Source organism: Peteryoungia desertarenae (assembly GCF_005860795.2).
GTDB classification, from domain to species: domain Bacteria; phylum Pseudomonadota; class Alphaproteobacteria; order Rhizobiales; family Rhizobiaceae; genus Allorhizobium; species Allorhizobium desertarenae.
Genome location: NZ_CP058350.1, coordinates 1,766,668 through 1,783,293 on the forward strand (window position 1 = coordinate 1,766,668; position 16,626 = coordinate 1,783,293).

At 59.6% G+C, this 16,626-nt stretch carries 16 protein-coding genes; 12 read left to right on the forward strand and 4 right to left on the reverse strand.

The features are described from left to right. Window positions 1-69: 69 nt before the first annotated feature. Window positions 70-1,086, reverse strand: coding sequence for a polyprenyl synthetase family protein (locus FE840_RS08360; RefSeq protein WP_138285315.1), 1,017 nt, complete (start codon window positions 1,084-1,086; stop codon window positions 70-72). 109 nt (window positions 1,087-1,195) lie between these two features. Between FE840_RS08360 and FE840_RS08365 the strand changes: the two genes are divergently transcribed. The 5 genes from FE840_RS08365 to FE840_RS08385 all read left to right on the forward strand — a co-directional run bounded on the left by FE840_RS08365 (window position 1,196) and on the right by FE840_RS08385 (window position 4,526). Further along, window positions 1,196-1,426 (forward strand): putative signal transducing protein, encoded by a 231-nt coding sequence (locus tag FE840_RS08365; protein ID WP_138285314.1) that lies wholly within the window; start codon window positions 1,196-1,198, stop codon window positions 1,424-1,426. Window positions 1,427-1,430: 4 nt separating this feature from the next. Further along, the gene (locus tag FE840_RS08370; RefSeq protein ID WP_138285313.1) at window positions 1,431-2,231 is read left to right on the forward strand and encodes a tRNA1(Val) (adenine(37)-N6)-methyltransferase; all 801 of its coding nucleotides are present in this window, start codon (window positions 1,431-1,433) and stop codon (window positions 2,229-2,231) included. Window positions 2,232-2,355: 124 nt separating this feature from the next. Further along, complete coding sequence (locus tag FE840_RS08375) at window positions 2,356-3,219, forward strand: S49 family peptidase (RefSeq protein WP_138285312.1); 864 nt, start codon at window positions 2,356-2,358, stop codon at window positions 3,217-3,219. Window positions 3,220-3,255: 36 nt separating this feature from the next. Beyond that, on the forward strand, window positions 3,256-3,450 hold the full coding sequence (locus FE840_RS08380; RefSeq protein ID WP_138285311.1) for a hypothetical protein: 195 nt from the start codon (window positions 3,256-3,258) through the stop codon (window positions 3,448-3,450). Window positions 3,451-3,572: 122 nt separating this feature from the next. Beyond that, entirely contained in the window at window positions 3,573-4,526 is a 954-nt protein-coding gene (locus FE840_RS08385) for a glycine--tRNA ligase subunit alpha (protein WP_138285967.1), read from the forward strand. Window positions 4,527-4,589: 63 nt separating this feature from the next. On the opposite strand, the gene FE840_RS08390 is transcribed toward FE840_RS08385, so the two are convergent. Next, the gene (locus tag FE840_RS08390) at window positions 4,590-4,991 is read right to left on the reverse strand and encodes a response regulator (RefSeq protein WP_138285310.1); all 402 of its coding nucleotides are present in this window, start codon (window positions 4,989-4,991) and stop codon (window positions 4,590-4,592) included. A 35-nt stretch (window positions 4,992-5,026) separates the two neighbouring features. Continuing rightward, window positions 5,027-6,985, reverse strand: coding sequence for a sensor histidine kinase (locus tag FE840_RS08395; protein ID WP_171033626.1), 1,959 nt, complete (start codon window positions 6,983-6,985; stop codon window positions 5,027-5,029). A 258-nt stretch (window positions 6,986-7,243) separates the two neighbouring features. On the opposite strand from FE840_RS08395, the gene FE840_RS08400 reads away from it, so the two are divergent. From FE840_RS08400 to FE840_RS08430, 7 genes are all read left to right on the forward strand, one after another. Then, complete coding sequence (locus FE840_RS08400; RefSeq protein WP_138285308.1) at window positions 7,244-7,795, forward strand: LemA family protein; 552 nt, start codon at window positions 7,244-7,246, stop codon at window positions 7,793-7,795. Between the two features lie 36 nt (window positions 7,796-7,831). After that, window positions 7,832-9,094, forward strand: a complete 1,263-nt coding sequence (locus tag FE840_RS08405) for a 3-phosphoshikimate 1-carboxyvinyltransferase (protein ID WP_138285307.1) — start codon at window positions 7,832-7,834, stop codon at window positions 9,092-9,094. Window positions 9,095-9,098: 4 nt separating this feature from the next. Continuing rightward, window positions 9,099-11,030 carry a DUF2207 domain-containing protein gene (locus FE840_RS08410; RefSeq protein ID WP_138285306.1) on the forward strand — a complete coding sequence of 644 codons (1,932 nt, stop codon included), beginning with the start codon at window positions 9,099-9,101 and terminating at the stop codon, window positions 11,028-11,030. A 194-nt stretch (window positions 11,031-11,224) separates the two neighbouring features. Next, on the forward strand, window positions 11,225-13,456 hold the full coding sequence (glyS, locus tag FE840_RS08415; protein WP_138285305.1) for a glycine--tRNA ligase subunit beta: 2,232 nt from the start codon (window positions 11,225-11,227) through the stop codon (window positions 13,454-13,456). Window positions 13,457-13,561: 105 nt separating this feature from the next. After that, window positions 13,562-13,807: a type II toxin-antitoxin system ParD family antitoxin gene (locus FE840_RS08420; RefSeq protein ID WP_138285304.1), complete on the forward strand. Its 246-nt coding sequence runs from the start codon at window positions 13,562-13,564 to the stop codon at window positions 13,805-13,807. Then, window positions 13,804-14,106: a type II toxin-antitoxin system RelE/ParE family toxin gene (locus FE840_RS08425; RefSeq protein ID WP_138285303.1), complete on the forward strand. Its 303-nt coding sequence runs from the start codon at window positions 13,804-13,806 to the stop codon at window positions 14,104-14,106. Before FE840_RS08420 ends, FE840_RS08425 begins: the two co-directional genes overlap by 4 nt. Beyond that, window positions 14,106-14,600 (forward strand): 2-thiouracil desulfurase family protein, encoded by a 495-nt coding sequence (locus FE840_RS08430; RefSeq protein WP_171033625.1) that lies wholly within the window; start codon window positions 14,106-14,108, stop codon window positions 14,598-14,600. The genes FE840_RS08425 and FE840_RS08430 overlap by 1 nt, the downstream gene beginning before the upstream one ends. Before the next feature lie 62 nt (window positions 14,601-14,662). Here the strand turns inward: FE840_RS08430 and FE840_RS08435 are convergent, their stop codons facing one another. Then, window positions 14,663-16,480, reverse strand: coding sequence for a methyl-accepting chemotaxis protein (locus FE840_RS08435; RefSeq protein ID WP_138285301.1), 1,818 nt, complete (start codon window positions 16,478-16,480; stop codon window positions 14,663-14,665). Between the last annotated feature and the right edge of the window lie 146 nt (window positions 16,481-16,626).

A 16,626-nucleotide genomic window follows, 5' to 3' on the forward strand; every position in this document is an offset into this window, starting at 1 on the left:
TGGGCGACATGATTCATTCATAGAATGGCTTTTTTGAAGCAGACCCGCAAGACGATCGGTGGCCCAGCGTCAATTGACGCGGGAAATGCAGAAATCGATCACGTCCAGCAGGGCATTTTTCCATTCTGAATTGGGCAGCGGCGCCAGCGCATCCCGCGCAATGGTGCCATAATGCTTGGCACGAAGCGTCGTGTCGTTGAGCGCGCCATATTTGGCGATCAGCGAAAGCGCGATCTCAAGCTGTTCGTCGCTGCTGTCACCCTTTTCGATCGCGCTGCGCCAGAACTCGCGTTCTTCCGCCGTACCGCGACGATAGGCCAGGATGACCGGCAGCGTGATCTTGCCCTCGCGGAAGTCATCACCGACATTCTTGCCAAGCTCGACCGCCTTGCCACCATAATCCAGAACGTCATCGACGAGCTGGAAAGCCAGGCCCAGGTTCATGCCATAGGATTTCAGCGCATTGCGGGTCGCTCGGTCCGTATTGGCAATGATCGGTCCGACTTCGGCAGCCGCTGCAAAGAGCGCTGCCGTCTTGGCACGAATGACCGACAGATAATCGTCTTCCGTCGTTTCCATGTTCTTGGCGACCGAAAGCTGCAGGACCTCGCCTTCGGCAATCACAGCGGCGGACGTTGCCAGCACATCAAGAGCATCAAGCGATCCCACTTCAACCATCATCTTGAACGCCTGGCCAAGCAAAAAGTCGCCAACGAGCACGCTCGCCTGATTGCCCCAGATCATCCGTGCCGTAGACTTGCCGCGGCGAAGGTCGCTCTCGTCGACAACATCGTCATGCAGCAAGGTGGCTGTATGCATGAATTCCACCGACGTCGCGAGCTTGATATGTCCTTCGCCTTCGTAGCCGAACATGGACGCTGTCGCGAGCGTCAGCATGGGGCGCAGTCGCTTGCCACCGGAGGAAATGAGGTGATTGGCAACTTCCGGGATCATCTGAACGTCTGAACCGGCCTTTGACAGGATCAACTGGTTCACCCGCTCCATTCCGCTCTTGGTCAGGTCCACCAGAGGTTTGACGGATGCCTGTTTGTTTTTGTTTTCCTCAAGCGGTATGACTACGCCCAACGCACCGGACTCCTGTTAAGTTTTCAAGCGCGACAATAAAAAGCCGGGGAATGAACGGCAAGGGGCGAATTGTCCCGGCAATCCCCGAGCAGAGGGTTTTCACTGTAAAATGCATGAGATTATCCGTACCAATGACGTAGTTCTTCTCTCATTTGCCGAAAGTCTCATGCGAGACGCCGGAATTCGATCCCTGATCGCCGATCAGGCGATGAGCATCATGGAAGGTTCGATTGGCATGCTACCGCGTCGACTTCTGGTCGAATCCGACCGCTCTGACGAGGCAAGGCAGATCCTGACGGATGCCGGTCTCGGCGCAGAACTGCGGGACCAGGAGGGCTGATTTCATGTCGCCCGGGTCCGACGAGACCATCGACGCCTTCCATCGCGGCCGTTTCCATCTGGTGCAGCCGAAGGGCAGGGGGCACCGCGCCGGCATGGACGCCATGCTGCTTGCGGCCCTTGTTGATGCGCCCGAGGTTGATCGCGGCGGCAGAGTTCGCGTTGCCGATCTTGGGGCTGGTGCTGGTGCGGCGGGTCTCGCCGTTGCTGTCCGGCTTCCGCATGCCGAGGTACTCCTGGTCGAACGCTCCCCCGCCATGGCAGACTTTGCGCGAAAGAGCCTGCAACTCGATCTGAACGCGTCATTTCGGGATCGGGTCAGCGTGCTGGAAGCTGATGTTACCCTGACGGGCAGGGCAAGACTCGCGGCCGGGCTGCCCGACGACCATTTTCACCATGTGATCATGAACCCGCCCTATAACGATGCCAGCGACCGGAAAGCACCCGATCCCTTGAAGGCGGAAGCTCATGCCATGACGGAAAATCTGTTCGATAGCTGGATCCGGACCGCCGGTGCCATCATGGCGCCGGGCGGGCAATTGTCGCTGATTGCCAGACCTCAGTCGATTGCCGAGATTATTTCTGCCTGCGGCAAGCGCTTTGGTGGCCTTGAAATCACGGCTATCCACCCGCGTGACGGAGAATGCGCGACCCGCGTTCTGGTCTCCGCCATCAAGGGCTCGCGATCCCGGCTCAGGCTGCGCGCGCCGCTCCTGATGCATGATGACCCCGCAAGCCACCGCTTTGCCGCTTATGTCGACGATCTAAACAATGGTTTGAAAGCCTATCCTCGGATGGGCCGGTAGAACCTTCTCCTCGAGCATGGAGAGTGCAATCCGGCTTGCGGATTTTTGTCGCTTGCCATTGTGTTTGGTTCCCGGCTCCTTACATCACCCGGCATATGATGAAAGACGAAGGAGTAGATGTTTGATGGCCAATTTCTTGAAGCGGCTGGTGCCCAAGCGGTTTCGCGACGAGGGCGTGGTCATCCCGGTTGTTCGCCTGCATGGACCGATCATGAGCGGCGGCTCCAAGTTTCGTCCATCACTCAATCTCGCGACAGTCGCTCCGCTTCTGGAAAAGGCCTTCTCTTTCAAGAATGCACCTGCCGTCGCCTTTTCGATCAACTCGCCGGGCGGTTCTCCTGTCCAGTCGCGCATGATCTTTGATCGAATTCGCGCGCTCGCCGATGAGAACAACAAGCGTGTCCTGGTTTTCGTCGAGGACGTCGCGGCATCTGGCGGCTACATGCTGGCAATCGCTGGTGACGAGATTTTTGTCGATGCCACCTCTATTGTCGGATCGATTGGTGTCGTTTCGGGCGGGTTCGGCTTCCCGGAACTTCTGAAGAAGATCGGCGTGGAGCGTCGCGTCTATACCGCCGGGGAGAACAAGGTGATCCTCGATCCCTTCCAGCCCGAGAAGGAAAGCGACATCGAATATCTGAAGACCCTTCAGCTCGAAATCCACGATGTGTTCATCGAGATGGTCAAAGCCCGCAGGGGTGCAAAGCTCGCCGATGAGCCCACCCTATTCTCTGGCCTTTTCTGGACAGGCCGCAAGGGCCTCGACCTTGGTTTGGTAGATGGCCTTGGTGGTATGCGCGAGACTGTGAAGGCGCGTTATGGGAAGGACGCAAAACTCCAGCTGATCAGTGGTGCCAAGGGCCTGTTCGGGCGGCGGATCCCGGGCGTCCAGTCCGCTTTCGATGCCGAAGCGATTGCTGCATCTGCAGTTTCGGGGCTTGCAGAAACAATCGAGGAAAGGGCATTGTGGAGTCGCTACGGCCTCTAAGGCCTGACCTGCAAGAGCGTTTCGACGAGGAGGACCATGGCGCAGCTTATCTTTCTGGCCCTGTTTTTAGGCGGGGGCTGGCTGCTTTACCGCAAATTTGTTGCCGACGCGGAAAAACTTGCTGCGCGCTCCAAGCGTGAACGCGAGGAACAGGAAACCGGCGCCATGGGAACCCTGGTCAAGGACCCCGAGACAGGCGAATACCGCGTGAAGCGGGACGACGAGGACTGAAGACCGTGCTTCGACACGCCTGCGCGCGCCCGCTATTCGCCGCTTAAAGATTGACCCGGGCGTCGGCTCGTGGCACTCGTCGCCCCATCATAGACAACCTGATGCCGGACATTCCCATGACCATGTCTCTCGCCCCGCATATGGACCCGAAGCGCTCCTTCCAGGCGCTGATCCTGACCCTACACAATTACTGGGCCGACAAGGGCTGCGCCGTGCTGCAGCCTTACGATATGGAAGTGGGTGCCGGCACGTTCCATCCGGCCACCACGCTTCGCGCACTTGGACCAAGACCCTGGAAGGCGGCCTATGTGCAGCCATCGCGCCGCCCCTCGGATGGCCGATATGGCGAAAATCCGAACCGTCTTCAGCATTATTACCAGTATCAGGTTATCCTGAAGCCGAACCCGTCCAACCTCCAGGAACTCTATCTCGGCTCACTCAAGGCGATCGGCCTTGACCCGCTGCTGCATGACATCCGTTTTGTTGAAGACGACTGGGAAAGCCCGACGCTGGGCGCCTGGGGCCTCGGCTGGGAATGCTGGTGCGACGGCATGGAAGTCTCGCAGTTCACCTATTTTCAGGCCGTCTGCGGCATTGACTGCTCGCCGGTCTCGGGCGAGCTGACCTATGGTCTGGAGCGTCTGGCCATGTATGTCCAGGGCGTCGACAACGTCTATGATCTCAACTTCAACGGTCGCGAAGGCGAAGAGAAGATCTCTTATGGTGACGTCTTCCTGCAGGCCGAGCAGGAATATTCCCGTCACAACTTCGAATTCGCCAATACCGAGATGCTGCACCGCCATTTCATCGATGCCGAAAAGGAGTGTCAGTCCCTGCTCGCCGCCGGCGCGCCGTCTGACACTGAAAACCAGCGGCTGCACAAATGTGTTTTCCCCGCCTATGACCAGTGCATCAAGGCGTCCCACGTCTTCAATCTGCTGGATGCCCGTGGTGTGATTTCGGTCACAGAACGACAGAGCTATATCTTGCGCGTGCGCACGCTTGCCAAGGCGTGTGGCGAAGCCTTTCTTCTGACCGATGCCGGTGGTGTGAATTTCGGCAAAAGCGCAGCCTGAGTCCTCATTGGGTGATGACGACCGATCAAAGCCGTCATCACCTGTAAGACCGCGCAAGCTGCATCAGAATTCAAGCCCCGCTGCCACCCTGTTTTCGATGCGGACCACCAGCCCGTTGATTTTGGCCATCAGCACATCGAAGTCGATCGGCTTGGTGAGATAGCTTTCTGCACCAGCGCCAAGTCCTTCTATCATCTTCTCCCGATCGGCCAGCGCCGTCAGAAAGACGAACGGCATGTTCGAAAACTGTGGATGATTGATCTGCAATTCGCCCAGCATGGCAAGGCCATCCATTTCGGGCATCGTGATGTCGGAGATGACGATGTCGGGACGGTGAAAGAGGATCTTGTTCAATCCCTCCTTGCCGTTTTCAGCCTGAAGAACCCGGATGCCGGCATCCTCGAGCTCTTCCACGATGAGTTCGCGGACGTCCCTTTCGTCTTCAACGCATAGCACCGTAATCATGTCTTCCTCCTTTTCCCCCTGTTGGGAACCAGGCTTTACGCAGCGCTGACCTCCAGCGCGACTTCCGTATCCGCCAGGGCTTTCGGCCCTTGGAACGGCAAGACCAATGTGAATGTCGTACCTTTGCCACGCACGCTTTCGACGAAGATGTCGCCGTCATGCAGGCACACCATCTGTTTCACCAGCGACAGACCGATCCCTGTGCCAGCAATGCCCGTTGAGGTTCGCGCCCGGAAATAGGGCTGGAACAGCTTCGGGATGTCATCGGCATCGATGCCCACGCCCTCATCCTTGACGGAAAGGAAGAGAAACCCTTCTTCCTGCCATCCCTTGACCAGAATGTCTGGTGCACGCGGTGCATATTTCACAGCGTTGGACAGCAGGTTGGTGATGACCTGCGAGATTGCCAGCGCATCGCACCGGATCATGGGTGGCAATTCCTCAAGATCGGCTTCAAAGCGGTGGTGCTGGGAGAACATCTTCTGGCGCTTGATCGCCTGTTCGATGAGCTTCTTAACCGAACACTCGACGAGTGACAGTTCCACCCGACCGGTCTCCATCCGGCCTGCGGACAAAAAGCTCTCCATCAGTTCCACCATCCGGGCGACAGCCGACCGGATCTGTTGCGCCTTTTCGCCAAGAAAAGCAGGTTCTACGCCGCCCTTCTTTCGCAAGAGCCTCTGGGCAGCCCCGTCGATGATGGCCAGCGGTGTGCGGAATTCATGGCTCGTCATGGCCACGAACTGTCGCTGCATCGCGTTGATGTTCTTCTCCTGCTCAAGCGCTTCTTCCAGCGCAACCGCCTGGGCGGCGATTTCTGCGGTGCGCTGACGGACGGTCTTCTCCAGTTCGTCGCGGTTGCGGATCAGTTCCTTCTCCGCCCGCTTGCGCAATGTAATGTCGGTGTAGCTCAGCACATAACCGCCATTCGACAGCGGTTCCGAGCGCACCGCCAGGACCTTGCCGCTCGCCCGTTCTCGCTCGAAGCTATAGGGCAATCCAAGTTCAGCTTGCTCGACCCGCTCGCGTACCATCGCCTCGTGGTCGCAGTCACCATATTCGCCGCGTGTCGCGTTATAGCGTAGGATGTCTTCGAATTTCGAACCGGGTGGGAAAAGCTCCGGCGGGATGTTCATCAGGTCGTATAGCCGGCTGTTCGCCATCAACAACCGCGACCGGTTATCGAAAACTCCGATGCCACCGGGTATCGCGTCGAAAACCTGTTCCAGCAGGCCAAAGGCTTTGCGCTGATCAGCCGTTGCGATCGCCACCTCTGCGAAAAGGTCCCCGTCCTGTCCGGATACCCGCCAGACATGCACCTTCACCGGATAAATGGTTCCGTTGCGCCGACGATGAAACGCATCGAAAACGATACTCGTGCTTTCGCGCCTCACAAGGGGCGCGATCTTTTCGCGATACTCGTCGTTGCTGACGCCCACCTTCAGCGCAGCCGGCGTCAATTTTGCGAGCGCTTTGCCAGTATGGCCCGTCCTGACGCTCGCTGTTCCATTGGCTCGTGTGATGGCGAGGCTTCGCGCATCAAAGATATAGATTTCGTCGGTCGACAGCTCCACCACATCCATCAGTGTGCCAACCGCGCTGCCCCGGTCGATCACCACCTGGGCGAGGTCTTGGACAAGGAGTGACAGCAATCCTAGCCTTTCCTGACTCATCCGTTTGCCAGTCCTGCCGAAAAGAAGAAGTGTGCCAAATGCTGTTTGATCAGCCTCTTTCTTCAAGGGCAGCGGATAAAGGCAGGCCCGGCCCCAGCCGCCACTCAAGCTGTCGGATAGGTTTTCAGGATCGATGATCAGGGGATAGACAAAGTCCTCGTTCGGCCTGTGGTGGAAAAGATGGTGACCTTTCGCCCCGCATTCGCGCACATAAAGTGCCGCATGATCGCCAAGGTCGAACTCGGTGAGGCTCGTCAATACCTCGAGCATGTCGGTCAAGATATCCGGAAGCCGCCTGTTCGTCGCCGCTGCGCGCAGCATTTCCCGGCTCGCAGTGAGTACCCAAGTGGGGACTAAGGTCCAGGTGACAGTGTGCATCGGCATGCTCCGTTTGGTGGAGATGACGACGAATATTAGCAGTTGCAGTTTAATCAGCTTTGTAACTGCAGAGCTTTATTTGATCGATGAGAGAAAGCCAATTGAAAGGAAGTCGATGCGGGTTCCCCCTAAGAAGAGCCATGACAAGCCCGGGGCAAACGGCTAGGGTTCCGCCGCTTGAGCATGCAGGGAGCTTGAAGAATGTTTACCACACTCGCCATTCTGGCGGCCGTCGCCCTCTACGTCGTCTTCATCTATAACGGCCTCGTCAAGGCCCGGCAGATGGCCGAGGAAGCCTGGTCGGGCATTGATGTGCAGCTGAAGCGCCGCGCGGATCTCATCCCCAACCTGATCGAGACGGTGAAGGGCTACGCGACCCACGAGAAAGGCACGCTGGAAAGCGTCATCGAGCTCAGAAACAAGGCTCAGGCGGTACCGGCAGGAGATGTCACGGGTCGTGCGGCTGCCGAAGGGTTATTGGGTGCGGCCCTGGGCAAGGTGATTGCACTTGCAGAAGCCTATCCGGATCTCAAGGCCAACGAGAACTTTCTCGAATTGCAGAAGTCGCTGGAAACGGTCGAGGGCGAGATCCAGATGTCGCGCCGCTATTACAACGGTGCAGCTCGCGACCTGAACGTCAAGGTCGAGAGCTTCCCTTCCAACCTCGTTGCTGGCCAGTTCGGCTTCTCCAAGAAACCCTATTTCGAGATTGCCAATGAGGCTGACCGTGCGGTACCGACGGTCAAATTCTGACGCCTGTCCACGGGCGCAGCACAAGAGACCGAGTTCATGAAGACAGACAGTGTGACAATCATCCCGCCCACCCATGCCCTGACCGGCAAGGTGAGCCCTCCAGGTTCGAAATCCATCACCAACCGTGCGCTGTTGCTCGCGGGTCTCGCCAAGGGCACGAGCCGCCTGACCGGCGCGCTGAAAAGCGATGACACCCGCTATATGGCCGACGCGCTGCGTCAGATGGGTGTGAGCGTCGAGGAGCCAGATGCCACCACCTTCGTCGTCACCAGCTCCGGTGAACTCAAGGCCCCGTCAGCCCCGCTCTTCCTCGGCAATGCCGGAACAGCGACCCGCTTCCTCACTGCCGCTCTGGCCCTTGGCCAGGGCCGTTACGTGGTCGATGGCGACGAACATATGCGCAAGCGCCCGATCAAGCCGCTGGTCGAAGCCCTGAAATCGCTGGGCGTTACCATCGAGTCGCCAACCGGCTGCCCGCCGGTTGCCATCGATGCCAATGGTGCATTCCGGAAGAATCACGTCGTGATCGATGCCGGCCTGTCCAGCCAATATGTCTCGGCTCTGCAGATGGCCGCCGCCTGCGGTTCCGAGCCGTTCACCATCGAGCTTGCCGGTGCCGATATCGGCGCCCGTGGTTATATCGACCTGACCCTGTCGGCCATGCGCGCCTTCGGCGCCAAGGTCGAGCAGCCGACACCATCGTCCTGGGTCATCCAGCCGACGGGCTATACCGCAACCAATTTCCACATCGAGCCTGACGCCTCTGCCGCCACCTATCTCTGGGGTGCGGAAGTGCTGACGAAGGGCGAGATCGACATCGGTACGCCGTCTGGTGCTTTCACCCAGCCCGATGCCAAAGCCTATGACGTGATCGCGCAGTTTCCGAACATGCCCGCCGTGATCGACGGCAGCCAGATGCAGGACGCTATCCCGACGATTGCCGTGCTCGCCGCCTTCAACGAGACGCCGGTGCGTTTCGTCGGCATCGAGAACCTCCGCGTCAAGGAATGCGACCGCATCCGTGCCGTCTCGACGGGCCTCAACAACATCCGGGAAGGTCTGGCGAAGGAAGAGGGCGATGATCTCCTGGTCTTCTCCGATCCTTCGCTCGCCGGCCAGTCGCTCCCGGCTAACATCGACACCTTTGCCGATCACCGCATCGCCATGAGCTTTGCGCTCGCGGGCCTGAAAATTCATGACATCACCATTCTCGATCCCGGCTGCGTCGCCAAGACCTATCCCGGCTACTGGGATGCACTGGCCTCGCTGGGTGTCGAGCAGGTCAAACACGACGGATAAACCCATGCTTTATCGCCTCTGCGCCGCGCTGTTCCTTTCCCTCTGGATGGTTTCGGGTGCCGGAGCCGCAGAGGTGATCCGCGACTACCACGCCGATATCGTCGTGGAGCCCGATGCGACGCTGGAGGTGATCGAAACGATCACCGTGAACGCTGAAGGCGATCAGATCCGTCGCGGCATCTTCCGGGATTTTCCGCTATACGCGCAGGATGAAAACGGACTGCGACGCAAGGTCGATTTTGAACTTCTGTCGGTCGAGCGGGACGGTCAGCCCGAACCCTATCATACGGAAAGCATCGCCGGGGGCATCCGCATCTATGCCGGCTCTGCCGATGTGCTGCTGGAACCGGGCATCTACACCTATACCATTACCTATCGCACCGGACGCCAGATCCGCTATTTCGACGATCATGACGAGCTCTATTGGAACGTCACGGGCAATGGCTGGATGTTCCCGATTGAACAGGCATCGGCAACGGTCGGGCTTCCGGAGGGTGCGGAACCCACCCGCACTGCAGTCTTTACAGGTGCAGTCGGTTCAAGCGAAACCGAGGCGCGTGTTGTGCCGGGCAGCGGTGGGCTTGAGTTCGAAACCACTCGCCCGCTCGGCCCTCAGGAGGGCCTCACCATCGTTCTCGCCTTCGACAAGGGGTTGGTGGCTGCACCCTCGGCCAGTGACAGCTTCTGGTGGACCCTGCGCGACAACATCAATTCGATTATTTCCGTCGGCGGTTTTATCATCGTCTTCGCCTTTTATCTCCGCGCCTGGATTGCGGTTGGTCGCGATCCAGCCAAGGGCGTCATTGTGCCGAGATGGGATGCGCCAGACGGAATTTCTCCCGCATTGGTCAACTATGTCGACAACAAGGGTTTCTCCGGTGCCGGCTGGACTGCTCTCTCCGCGTCTGCCCTCGATCTGGCGGTGAAGGGTTATGTTGAGCTCGACGACCTTGACAAGAGCATCGTCATTCGCCGCACGGGTAAACCGCTGAAGGACAAGCTGCCTGTCGGGCAGGCCGTGCTGATGGATGAAATCGGCCAAACGGGAGAAAGCCTGACCATCGACAAGGAGAATGGAGAGAGGGTCAAGAAGCTCGGCGAAAGTTTCCGGTCCGCCATCGAAAAGGAGCATGCGGACAAATACTACCGCGCCAATAGCGGTTACATCTTTGTGGGCATTGCCATGAGCGTGGCCTTCTTCATCTCGCTCCTCGTTTTCGGAACTCTGGATGATGACGCCGTGGCGCTGATGATCATTCCAAGCTTCTTTGCGATCTTTTTCGGGGTCTTCTCCGTTGGGTTCGGCAAGGCGATGCAGCGCAACAGGCCGCTGATCGTCCGCATCATCACAATTCTGGTGCTGGCCTTTTTCGGTTTCATCGGTCTCAGCGTCTTTGCCCTGATCGTTGCCTCTATCCTGTTCGACATGTCCGCGTCAGGACAACTGCACGTCATCCTCGCCATCGGCGGCATCATCCTGGTGAACCTGCTTTTCCTCTATCTGATGGGGGCGCCAACCCCGCTTGGCCGCCGCCTGATGGATGGGATCGAGGGCCTGCGCATCTATCTGACGCTGGCGGAAAAAGACCGGATGAACATGGCGGGCGCGCCAACCATGTCGCCGGCCCATTTCGAGAAGCTTCTGCCTTTTGCTGTCGCGCTCGGCGTTGAAAAGCCCTGGAGCCAGGCTTTCGAGAACTGGCTTGCCTCGGCAGCCGTCGGTGCTGCTGCTGCCGAAAACTACCAGCCCGGCTGGTATCATGGTAGCAATCGCTTCGGCTTTGCCGACCGTATCGGTGGCTTCTCCTCCTCGATGGCCTCAACCATCGCCTCCACCATCCCGACCCCGCCCCCCTCCAGTTCCTCGTCCTCCTCGGGTTTCTCCGGCGGCTTCTCCGGCGGCGGCGGTGGCGGCGGCGGCGGGGGAGGGTGGTAGCCACCCGCCCACCTCCCCCTTGAGGGGGGAGGTTACCGCGTAGCGGCGGGTGGGGGTGACCATAAGGCGAAACAAAGGGGAAAGCCTAACACCGCCTGCCCCACCACCATTTTGCACCGATCCAAGGATGACTTTTGCCGCGCGGCTTGCTAAGTCCGCCGCAGCCGTCTGCAACAAGCGAAAAGTCTCAATCGATGCCTGATCTCCTGCTCGAACTCCGCTCCGAAGAAATCCCCGCGCGCATGCAGCGCAAGGCGGCTGGCGATCTGAAGAAGATGGTCACCGATGCGCTTGTCGATGCGGGTCTCACCTATGAGGGCGCGCGTGAATACTGGACGCCGCGGCGCCTGACGCTGGATATCCGCGGCCTCACCGCCCGCTCGGCCGATATCAAGGAAGAGAAGAAGGGACCGAGCGTCTCGGCACCTCAAGGCGCCATCGATGGCTTCCTGCGTGGCGCGGGCCTCACCTCTATCGATCAGGCCACGATCAAGACCGATCCGAAGAAGGGCGATTTCTACGTTGCTATCATGGAAAAGCCGGGTCGCGCGGCCGAAGAGATCATCGCTGATGTGATGCCGGGCATCATCAGGGCCTTCCCCTGGCCGAAGTCGATGCGCTCCGGCTTTGCCTCCATGCCCAAGGGTTCAAGTTTCGGCGGCATCGAGGGCAAGGGCTCGGAAAGCCTGCGCTGGGTGCGCCCGTTGCAGTCCATCGTCTGCACCTTCGGCCCCGAGCATGACGAAGTCCAGGTCATCCCCTTCGAGATCGATGGCATCGTGGCCGGCAACGTCACCTATGGCCACCGCTTCCACGCGCCTGACGCCATCACCGTCAAGCGGTTCGACGACTACGTCTCTAGCCTCGAACGCGCCAAGGTCATCCTTGATGCTGAGCGCCGCAAGGACATGATCCTGCACGACGCCCGCGACATCGCCTTTGCCAATGGTCTCGAACTGGTCGAGGACGAGGGCCTGCTGGAAGAAGTCTCCGGCCTCGTCGAATGGCCGCAGGTCCTGCTCGGCACGTTTGAAGAGGATTACCTCTCGATCCCCGCCGAGATCATCCGCCTGACGATCAAGACCAACCAGAAGTGCTTTGTCGTGCGCCCGCAGGGTGAGACCGACAAGCTCTCCAACCATTTCATCCTGATCTCCAACATTGAGGCCACCGATGGCGGCCGCGAGATCATGCATGGCAATGGCAAGGTCGTGCGCGCACGCCTGTCGGATGCCCTGCATTTCTGGAAGCGCGACCAGGGCGACCTGCCGGACCTCGATACGCTGAAGGCCTCGGCCACGAAGTTCGACCTGGATCTCAAGAAGCCGCTCGACCAGCGCATGGCCAAGCTCGACGCGCTGAACGTCACCTTCCACGCCAAGCTCGGTACGCAGGGTGAGCGCGTCGCGCGTATCCGCGAACTGGCCAAGGTGCTGGCGCCTGTTGTCGGCGCCGAAGCCGCCCTCGTTGACCGCGCCGTGGTGCTGGCCAAGGCCGATCTCCGCACCGAAGCCGTCGGCGAATTCCCCGAACTCCAGGGCGCCATGGGCCGCAAATATGCGCTGCTGCAGGGCGAAAACGCCTCCGTCGCCGCCGCGATCGAGGACCACTGGAAGCCGAACGGTCCGTCCGACCGTCTGCCGGAGGACAAGGTGGGCCTCACCGTCGCGCTCGCCGACAAGCTCGACACGCTTGTGGGCTTCTGGGCGATCGACGAAAAGCCGACCGGCTCGAAGGACCCCTATGCGCTGCGCCGTGCGGCGTTGGGTGTCGTGCGCATGATTTTGGAACGCGAAGTAGATATAGATGTTCTCTCAATCGTTTATGAACATGCAAAGGCGTGTGAATACTCTTCACCCCTCGACAACGCGTTTGACCTATCCACTTTCTTTGCGGATCGCCTCAAAGTTCAACTGAAAGACCTAGGGATACGAGCCGATTATGTAGACGCGGTGTTCGACATGGGAATGCGTCGTGACCCGCTTATGCCCGGAATCCAAAATACCAAAAGACTTCTATCTATCGCCCGTCGCGCAGAAGCCTTGACCGCCTTCATAGCCTCGGAAGACGGTTTGAACCTCTTGGCCGGCACCAAGCGCGCCACCCAGCTTTTGGCTGCCGAAGAAAAGAAGGGCACTGTCGTCGCCGATGGAGTTTCGCAAGCGCTCTTGAAGCTCGACGCGGAAAAGTCCCTCTTCGCCGCCATTCAGTCCGCCTCGAAATCGGCAGCCGAAGCCGTGGCAGCGGAAGACTTCCGCTCCGCCATGCAGGCGCTCTCGACGCTGCGCGGCCCGGTCGACACATTCTTCGAGGATGTCCTGGTCAACGACGAGGATGCCGCGATCCGCGCCAACCGCCTGGCGCTCCTGAAGGCCATCCGCGAGGCGACGGCCACGGTCGCCGACTTCTCCAAGATCACAGGCTGATGATGTGAGACCCCGCTTCGGCGGGGTTTTTCGTGTAATGCAGCGAGTTTTCCGAGGTCGGCATCCTGTGCTAGAATGGTTTAGAAGTGAGCTGGAGCCATCCCCATGAACAAGCCCGTTCAGGTCACCATTGCCGAGCCCTATGACAGCTTCGTCGAGGCCCAGCTCGAAAGTGGCGCCTTCAAGTCTGCCGAAGACGTGGTGGAGGCCGGCCTCAAGCTTCTGCAAGAAGAACAGGCGCGGATCGAATGGCTGCGCAATGCGCTGATCGAAGGCGAGAACAGCGGGCCGGCGCGTCAAGTCGATCGTGACGAATTCAAAGCTCGTGTGCGCGAGAAATATATGCGATGATCGGCTACCGTCTGCGTCCTTCTGCCGAGGAGGACATGGATGCGATCTGGGATTATACGTGCCGCACACGATCTGCCGCGCGAGCGGATCGCTACATCGACGACCTCTTCGATGCTTTTGACCGCCTGGCCCTGACACCGGAATTAGGGCAGCAGACTTTTGTAGTAGCATGCGGCTACGGGCGGCTTCGCGTCAATAACCACCTGATCTTCTATCGCAAAATGGCGTCTGACGTGATTGAAGTCGTCCGCATTCTGCACGAAAAGAGTGACTTCCTGCGGCACCTCGGTGATCTATGATGCCCCCCAAGATCCTCATCAGCGCCTGCCTGCTCGGCCGCCCCGTCCGTTACGATGGCAAGGGAAAGCCACTGCACGATCCCTTGATCGAGCGCTGGAAGGCCGAGGGTCGCCTTGTCGGCTACTGTCCCGAACAGGCCGGCGGCCTGCCGACGCCGCGTCCGCCCGCCGAGATCGAAGGTGGCATGGACGGCGATGATGTGCTGGCCGGCCGGGCCCGGGTCATGGGGATCACGGGCGGCGATGTCACGGAGGCATTCGTCGAGGGTGGCAAGAAGGCCGTCGCCTTCGCCCGCGAACAGGGCTGCGCGGTCGCGCTCCTCATCGACGGCAGCCCCTCCTGCGGGTCGGGCTTCATCTATGATGGTTCGTTTTCCGGCACCCGTCATCCCGGCTTCGGTGTCACCGCAGCTTTGATGCGTCAGGCGGGCATCACCGTCTTCTCGGATCGCGAGCTTGATCGGCTCGCAGAGTACATCGATCGGAGCAGCTGAAACGACAAGGCCGCCGGATCGCTCCGGCGGCCCTTTCGTTTCACGTTCGTGACAGGGGCTCTTCAGCCCGCCATGCGATACTGCTGCTGGCCCAAACCCTGCTGACCGGTCTTGAAGCTGCCGATCAGCTCCAGAAGGTCGCCGGTGTCATTGGCAAGAACCTCAGCGGACGCCGTGGTCTCCTCGGCCATGGCGGCATTTTGCTGGGTCGCCTGATCGAGCTGGTTCATTGAGGCAGAAATCGACCGCAGGGTCGTGTCCTGTTCCTGAGCGCTGTGCGAAATCTTCGAGACGATATCGTTCGCCCCGGCGATCTGGTCGGAAATGCGCTTCAGGGCTTCGCCGGCCTGGGCAACCAGGTCGACGCCCTCGCCAACCTGCGCGGATGACCGGGCGATCTGGTCCTTGATCTCCTTGGCGGCGGCTGCTGAACGCTGGGCAAGTTCGCGCACTTCCTGGGCGACAACGGCAAAGCCCTTGCCGCTTTCGCCAGCGCGTGCCGCCTCGACGCCGGCATTCAGCGCCAGAAGATTGGTCTGGAAGGCGATCTCGTCGATCACGCCAATGATTTTGGTGATCTCGGCCGACGACTGCTCAATGCCGCTCATGGCGCGAATGGCCTTTTCGACGATTAGATCGCTCTGCTTGGCTTCAAAGCTGACAGAGCCAACCCTGCTGGCCGCTTCGCGAGCACCATCCGCCGTCTGGCGAACGGCGACGGTCAGTTCGTCTAGGGCTGCCGAGGTCTCTTCGAGGTTCGCCGCCTGCCGTTCGGTGCGGCTCGCCAGCTCGCCGGAGGCACGACGGATCTCTTCCTTGGAGACAGCAATATCATTGCCCTTCAGGGTAACGCGGGCCATCGCCTCTTCCAGGCGCTGCAGCGCTTCGTTGAAGTTGTCGCGCAGGGCTGCATATTTCGGCCCAAGATCGGCGCAGCGAATGGTGAGATCGCCGTGTGCCATCTGTTCCAGCGCCTTGCCGATGGTGGTGACGGCATGCGCCTGCTGCTTGGCCTCCTCCTGCTGAAGCAGCGCATTCTGCTGGCGCTCCTGGTCGAGCTCCTGCTCCTGCGCCTTCTGCCGCTTGGCAAGCGACTGGCGCTCGCGGATCTTGGCCTGCAGGGCAAGGGTCGCCTTGGCCATCATGCCGACTTCATTGCCCATCTCTGTATGGGGAATGAAAAGCTTCACGTCGTCATCGGCGACGGCGCTCAAGGCGGCATGGATATCGGACAGCGGTCGGGTAATCCCGCGAATGACAAAGATCGCAATGGCGATGCCGGCAGCCGTCACAAGGGCGCCGATGCCGACCGCGCGCCAGATCATTTCATGGATTTTCACGGCGAGGTCATCAATGTAGACACCGGTCACAACGACCACGCCCCAGGGTTCAAAACCCTTGGCATAAGCCGCCTTCAGGAACAGGTCATCCGGATTGCCGCCTGGCTTTTCCCAGTAGTATTCGGTAATCCCGCCGCCCTGGCGTCCCTTGGCGATCATGTCTTCCAGAAACAGATTGCCCATCTTGTCGGGCTTGTTGCGCTGGTCGATGCCAACCAGTGTCGGGACGGGATGGAAGGTCAGAACCACATTGTGGTCGACACCAAACAGATAGCCATTCGGTTCGAACCGGACCTTTGACAGCACGTCATAGGCCTGCTTCTGGGCCTCATCACGTGTCAGTTCGCCTGCCGCTTCACGGGCCTGATAGGCCTTCAGAATGGAAATCCCGCTTTCCACCTGGGTACGCAGCATGTCGTAGCGTTCGCTGTAGATTGATTTTGACGCCGACTGGATCTGGAAGAAGGTTGCAACCGCAAAGGCTGCCATCAACGCCCCGATGAGAATGAAAAGCTGGAAGGATATCTTGAGATTCCGCATGACGAATATGTCCTTCTGCAGGCCACGTGAACCGTGCGGCCTGCCGGGCGAAGAGGTTGAGCGATGTTCGGATCATCATGTCCCGACAATTGGACCAGAGGCCCGTCCTGTCAGGGAACGGGGCAAATACACTTTGGTAAATACAA

Excerpts from the sequence above, each read along its gene's own strand:
- FE840_RS08365 (WP_138285314.1), top strand. The coding sequence starts at position 1,196 with ATGCATGAGATTATCCGTACCAATGACGTAGTTCTTCTCTCATTTGCC.
- FE840_RS08370 (WP_138285313.1), top strand. The coding sequence starts at position 1,431 with ATGTCGCCCGGGTCCGACGAGACCATCGACGCCTTCCATCGCGGCCGT.
- FE840_RS08375 (WP_138285312.1), top strand. The coding sequence starts at position 2,356 with ATGGCCAATTTCTTGAAGCGGCTGGTGCCCAAGCGGTTTCGCGACGAG.
- FE840_RS08380 (WP_138285311.1), top strand. The coding sequence starts at position 3,256 with ATGGCGCAGCTTATCTTTCTGGCCCTGTTTTTAGGCGGGGGCTGGCTG.
- FE840_RS08385 (WP_138285967.1), top strand. The coding sequence starts at position 3,573 with ATGTCTCTCGCCCCGCATATGGACCCGAAGCGCTCCTTCCAGGCGCTG.
- FE840_RS08390 (WP_138285310.1), bottom strand. The coding sequence starts at position 4,991 with ATGATTACGGTGCTATGCGTTGAAGACGAAAGGGACGTCCGCGAACTC.
- FE840_RS08395 (WP_171033626.1), bottom strand. The coding sequence starts at position 6,985 with ATGCTGCGCGCAGCGGCGACGAACAGGCGGCTTCCGGATATCTTGACC.
- FE840_RS08400 (WP_138285308.1), top strand. The coding sequence starts at position 7,244 with ATGTTTACCACACTCGCCATTCTGGCGGCCGTCGCCCTCTACGTCGTC.
- FE840_RS08405 (WP_138285307.1), top strand. The coding sequence starts at position 7,832 with ATGAAGACAGACAGTGTGACAATCATCCCGCCCACCCATGCCCTGACC.
- FE840_RS08410 (WP_138285306.1), top strand. The coding sequence starts at position 9,099 with ATGCTTTATCGCCTCTGCGCCGCGCTGTTCCTTTCCCTCTGGATGGTT.
- glyS (WP_138285305.1), top strand. The coding sequence starts at position 11,225 with ATGCCTGATCTCCTGCTCGAACTCCGCTCCGAAGAAATCCCCGCGCGC.
- FE840_RS08420 (WP_138285304.1), top strand. The coding sequence starts at position 13,562 with ATGAACAAGCCCGTTCAGGTCACCATTGCCGAGCCCTATGACAGCTTC.
- FE840_RS08425 (WP_138285303.1), top strand. The coding sequence starts at position 13,804 with ATGATCGGCTACCGTCTGCGTCCTTCTGCCGAGGAGGACATGGATGCG.
- FE840_RS08430 (WP_171033625.1), top strand. The coding sequence starts at position 14,106 with ATGCCCCCCAAGATCCTCATCAGCGCCTGCCTGCTCGGCCGCCCCGTC.
- FE840_RS08435 (WP_138285301.1), bottom strand. The coding sequence starts at position 16,480 with ATGCGGAATCTCAAGATATCCTTCCAGCTTTTCATTCTCATCGGGGCG.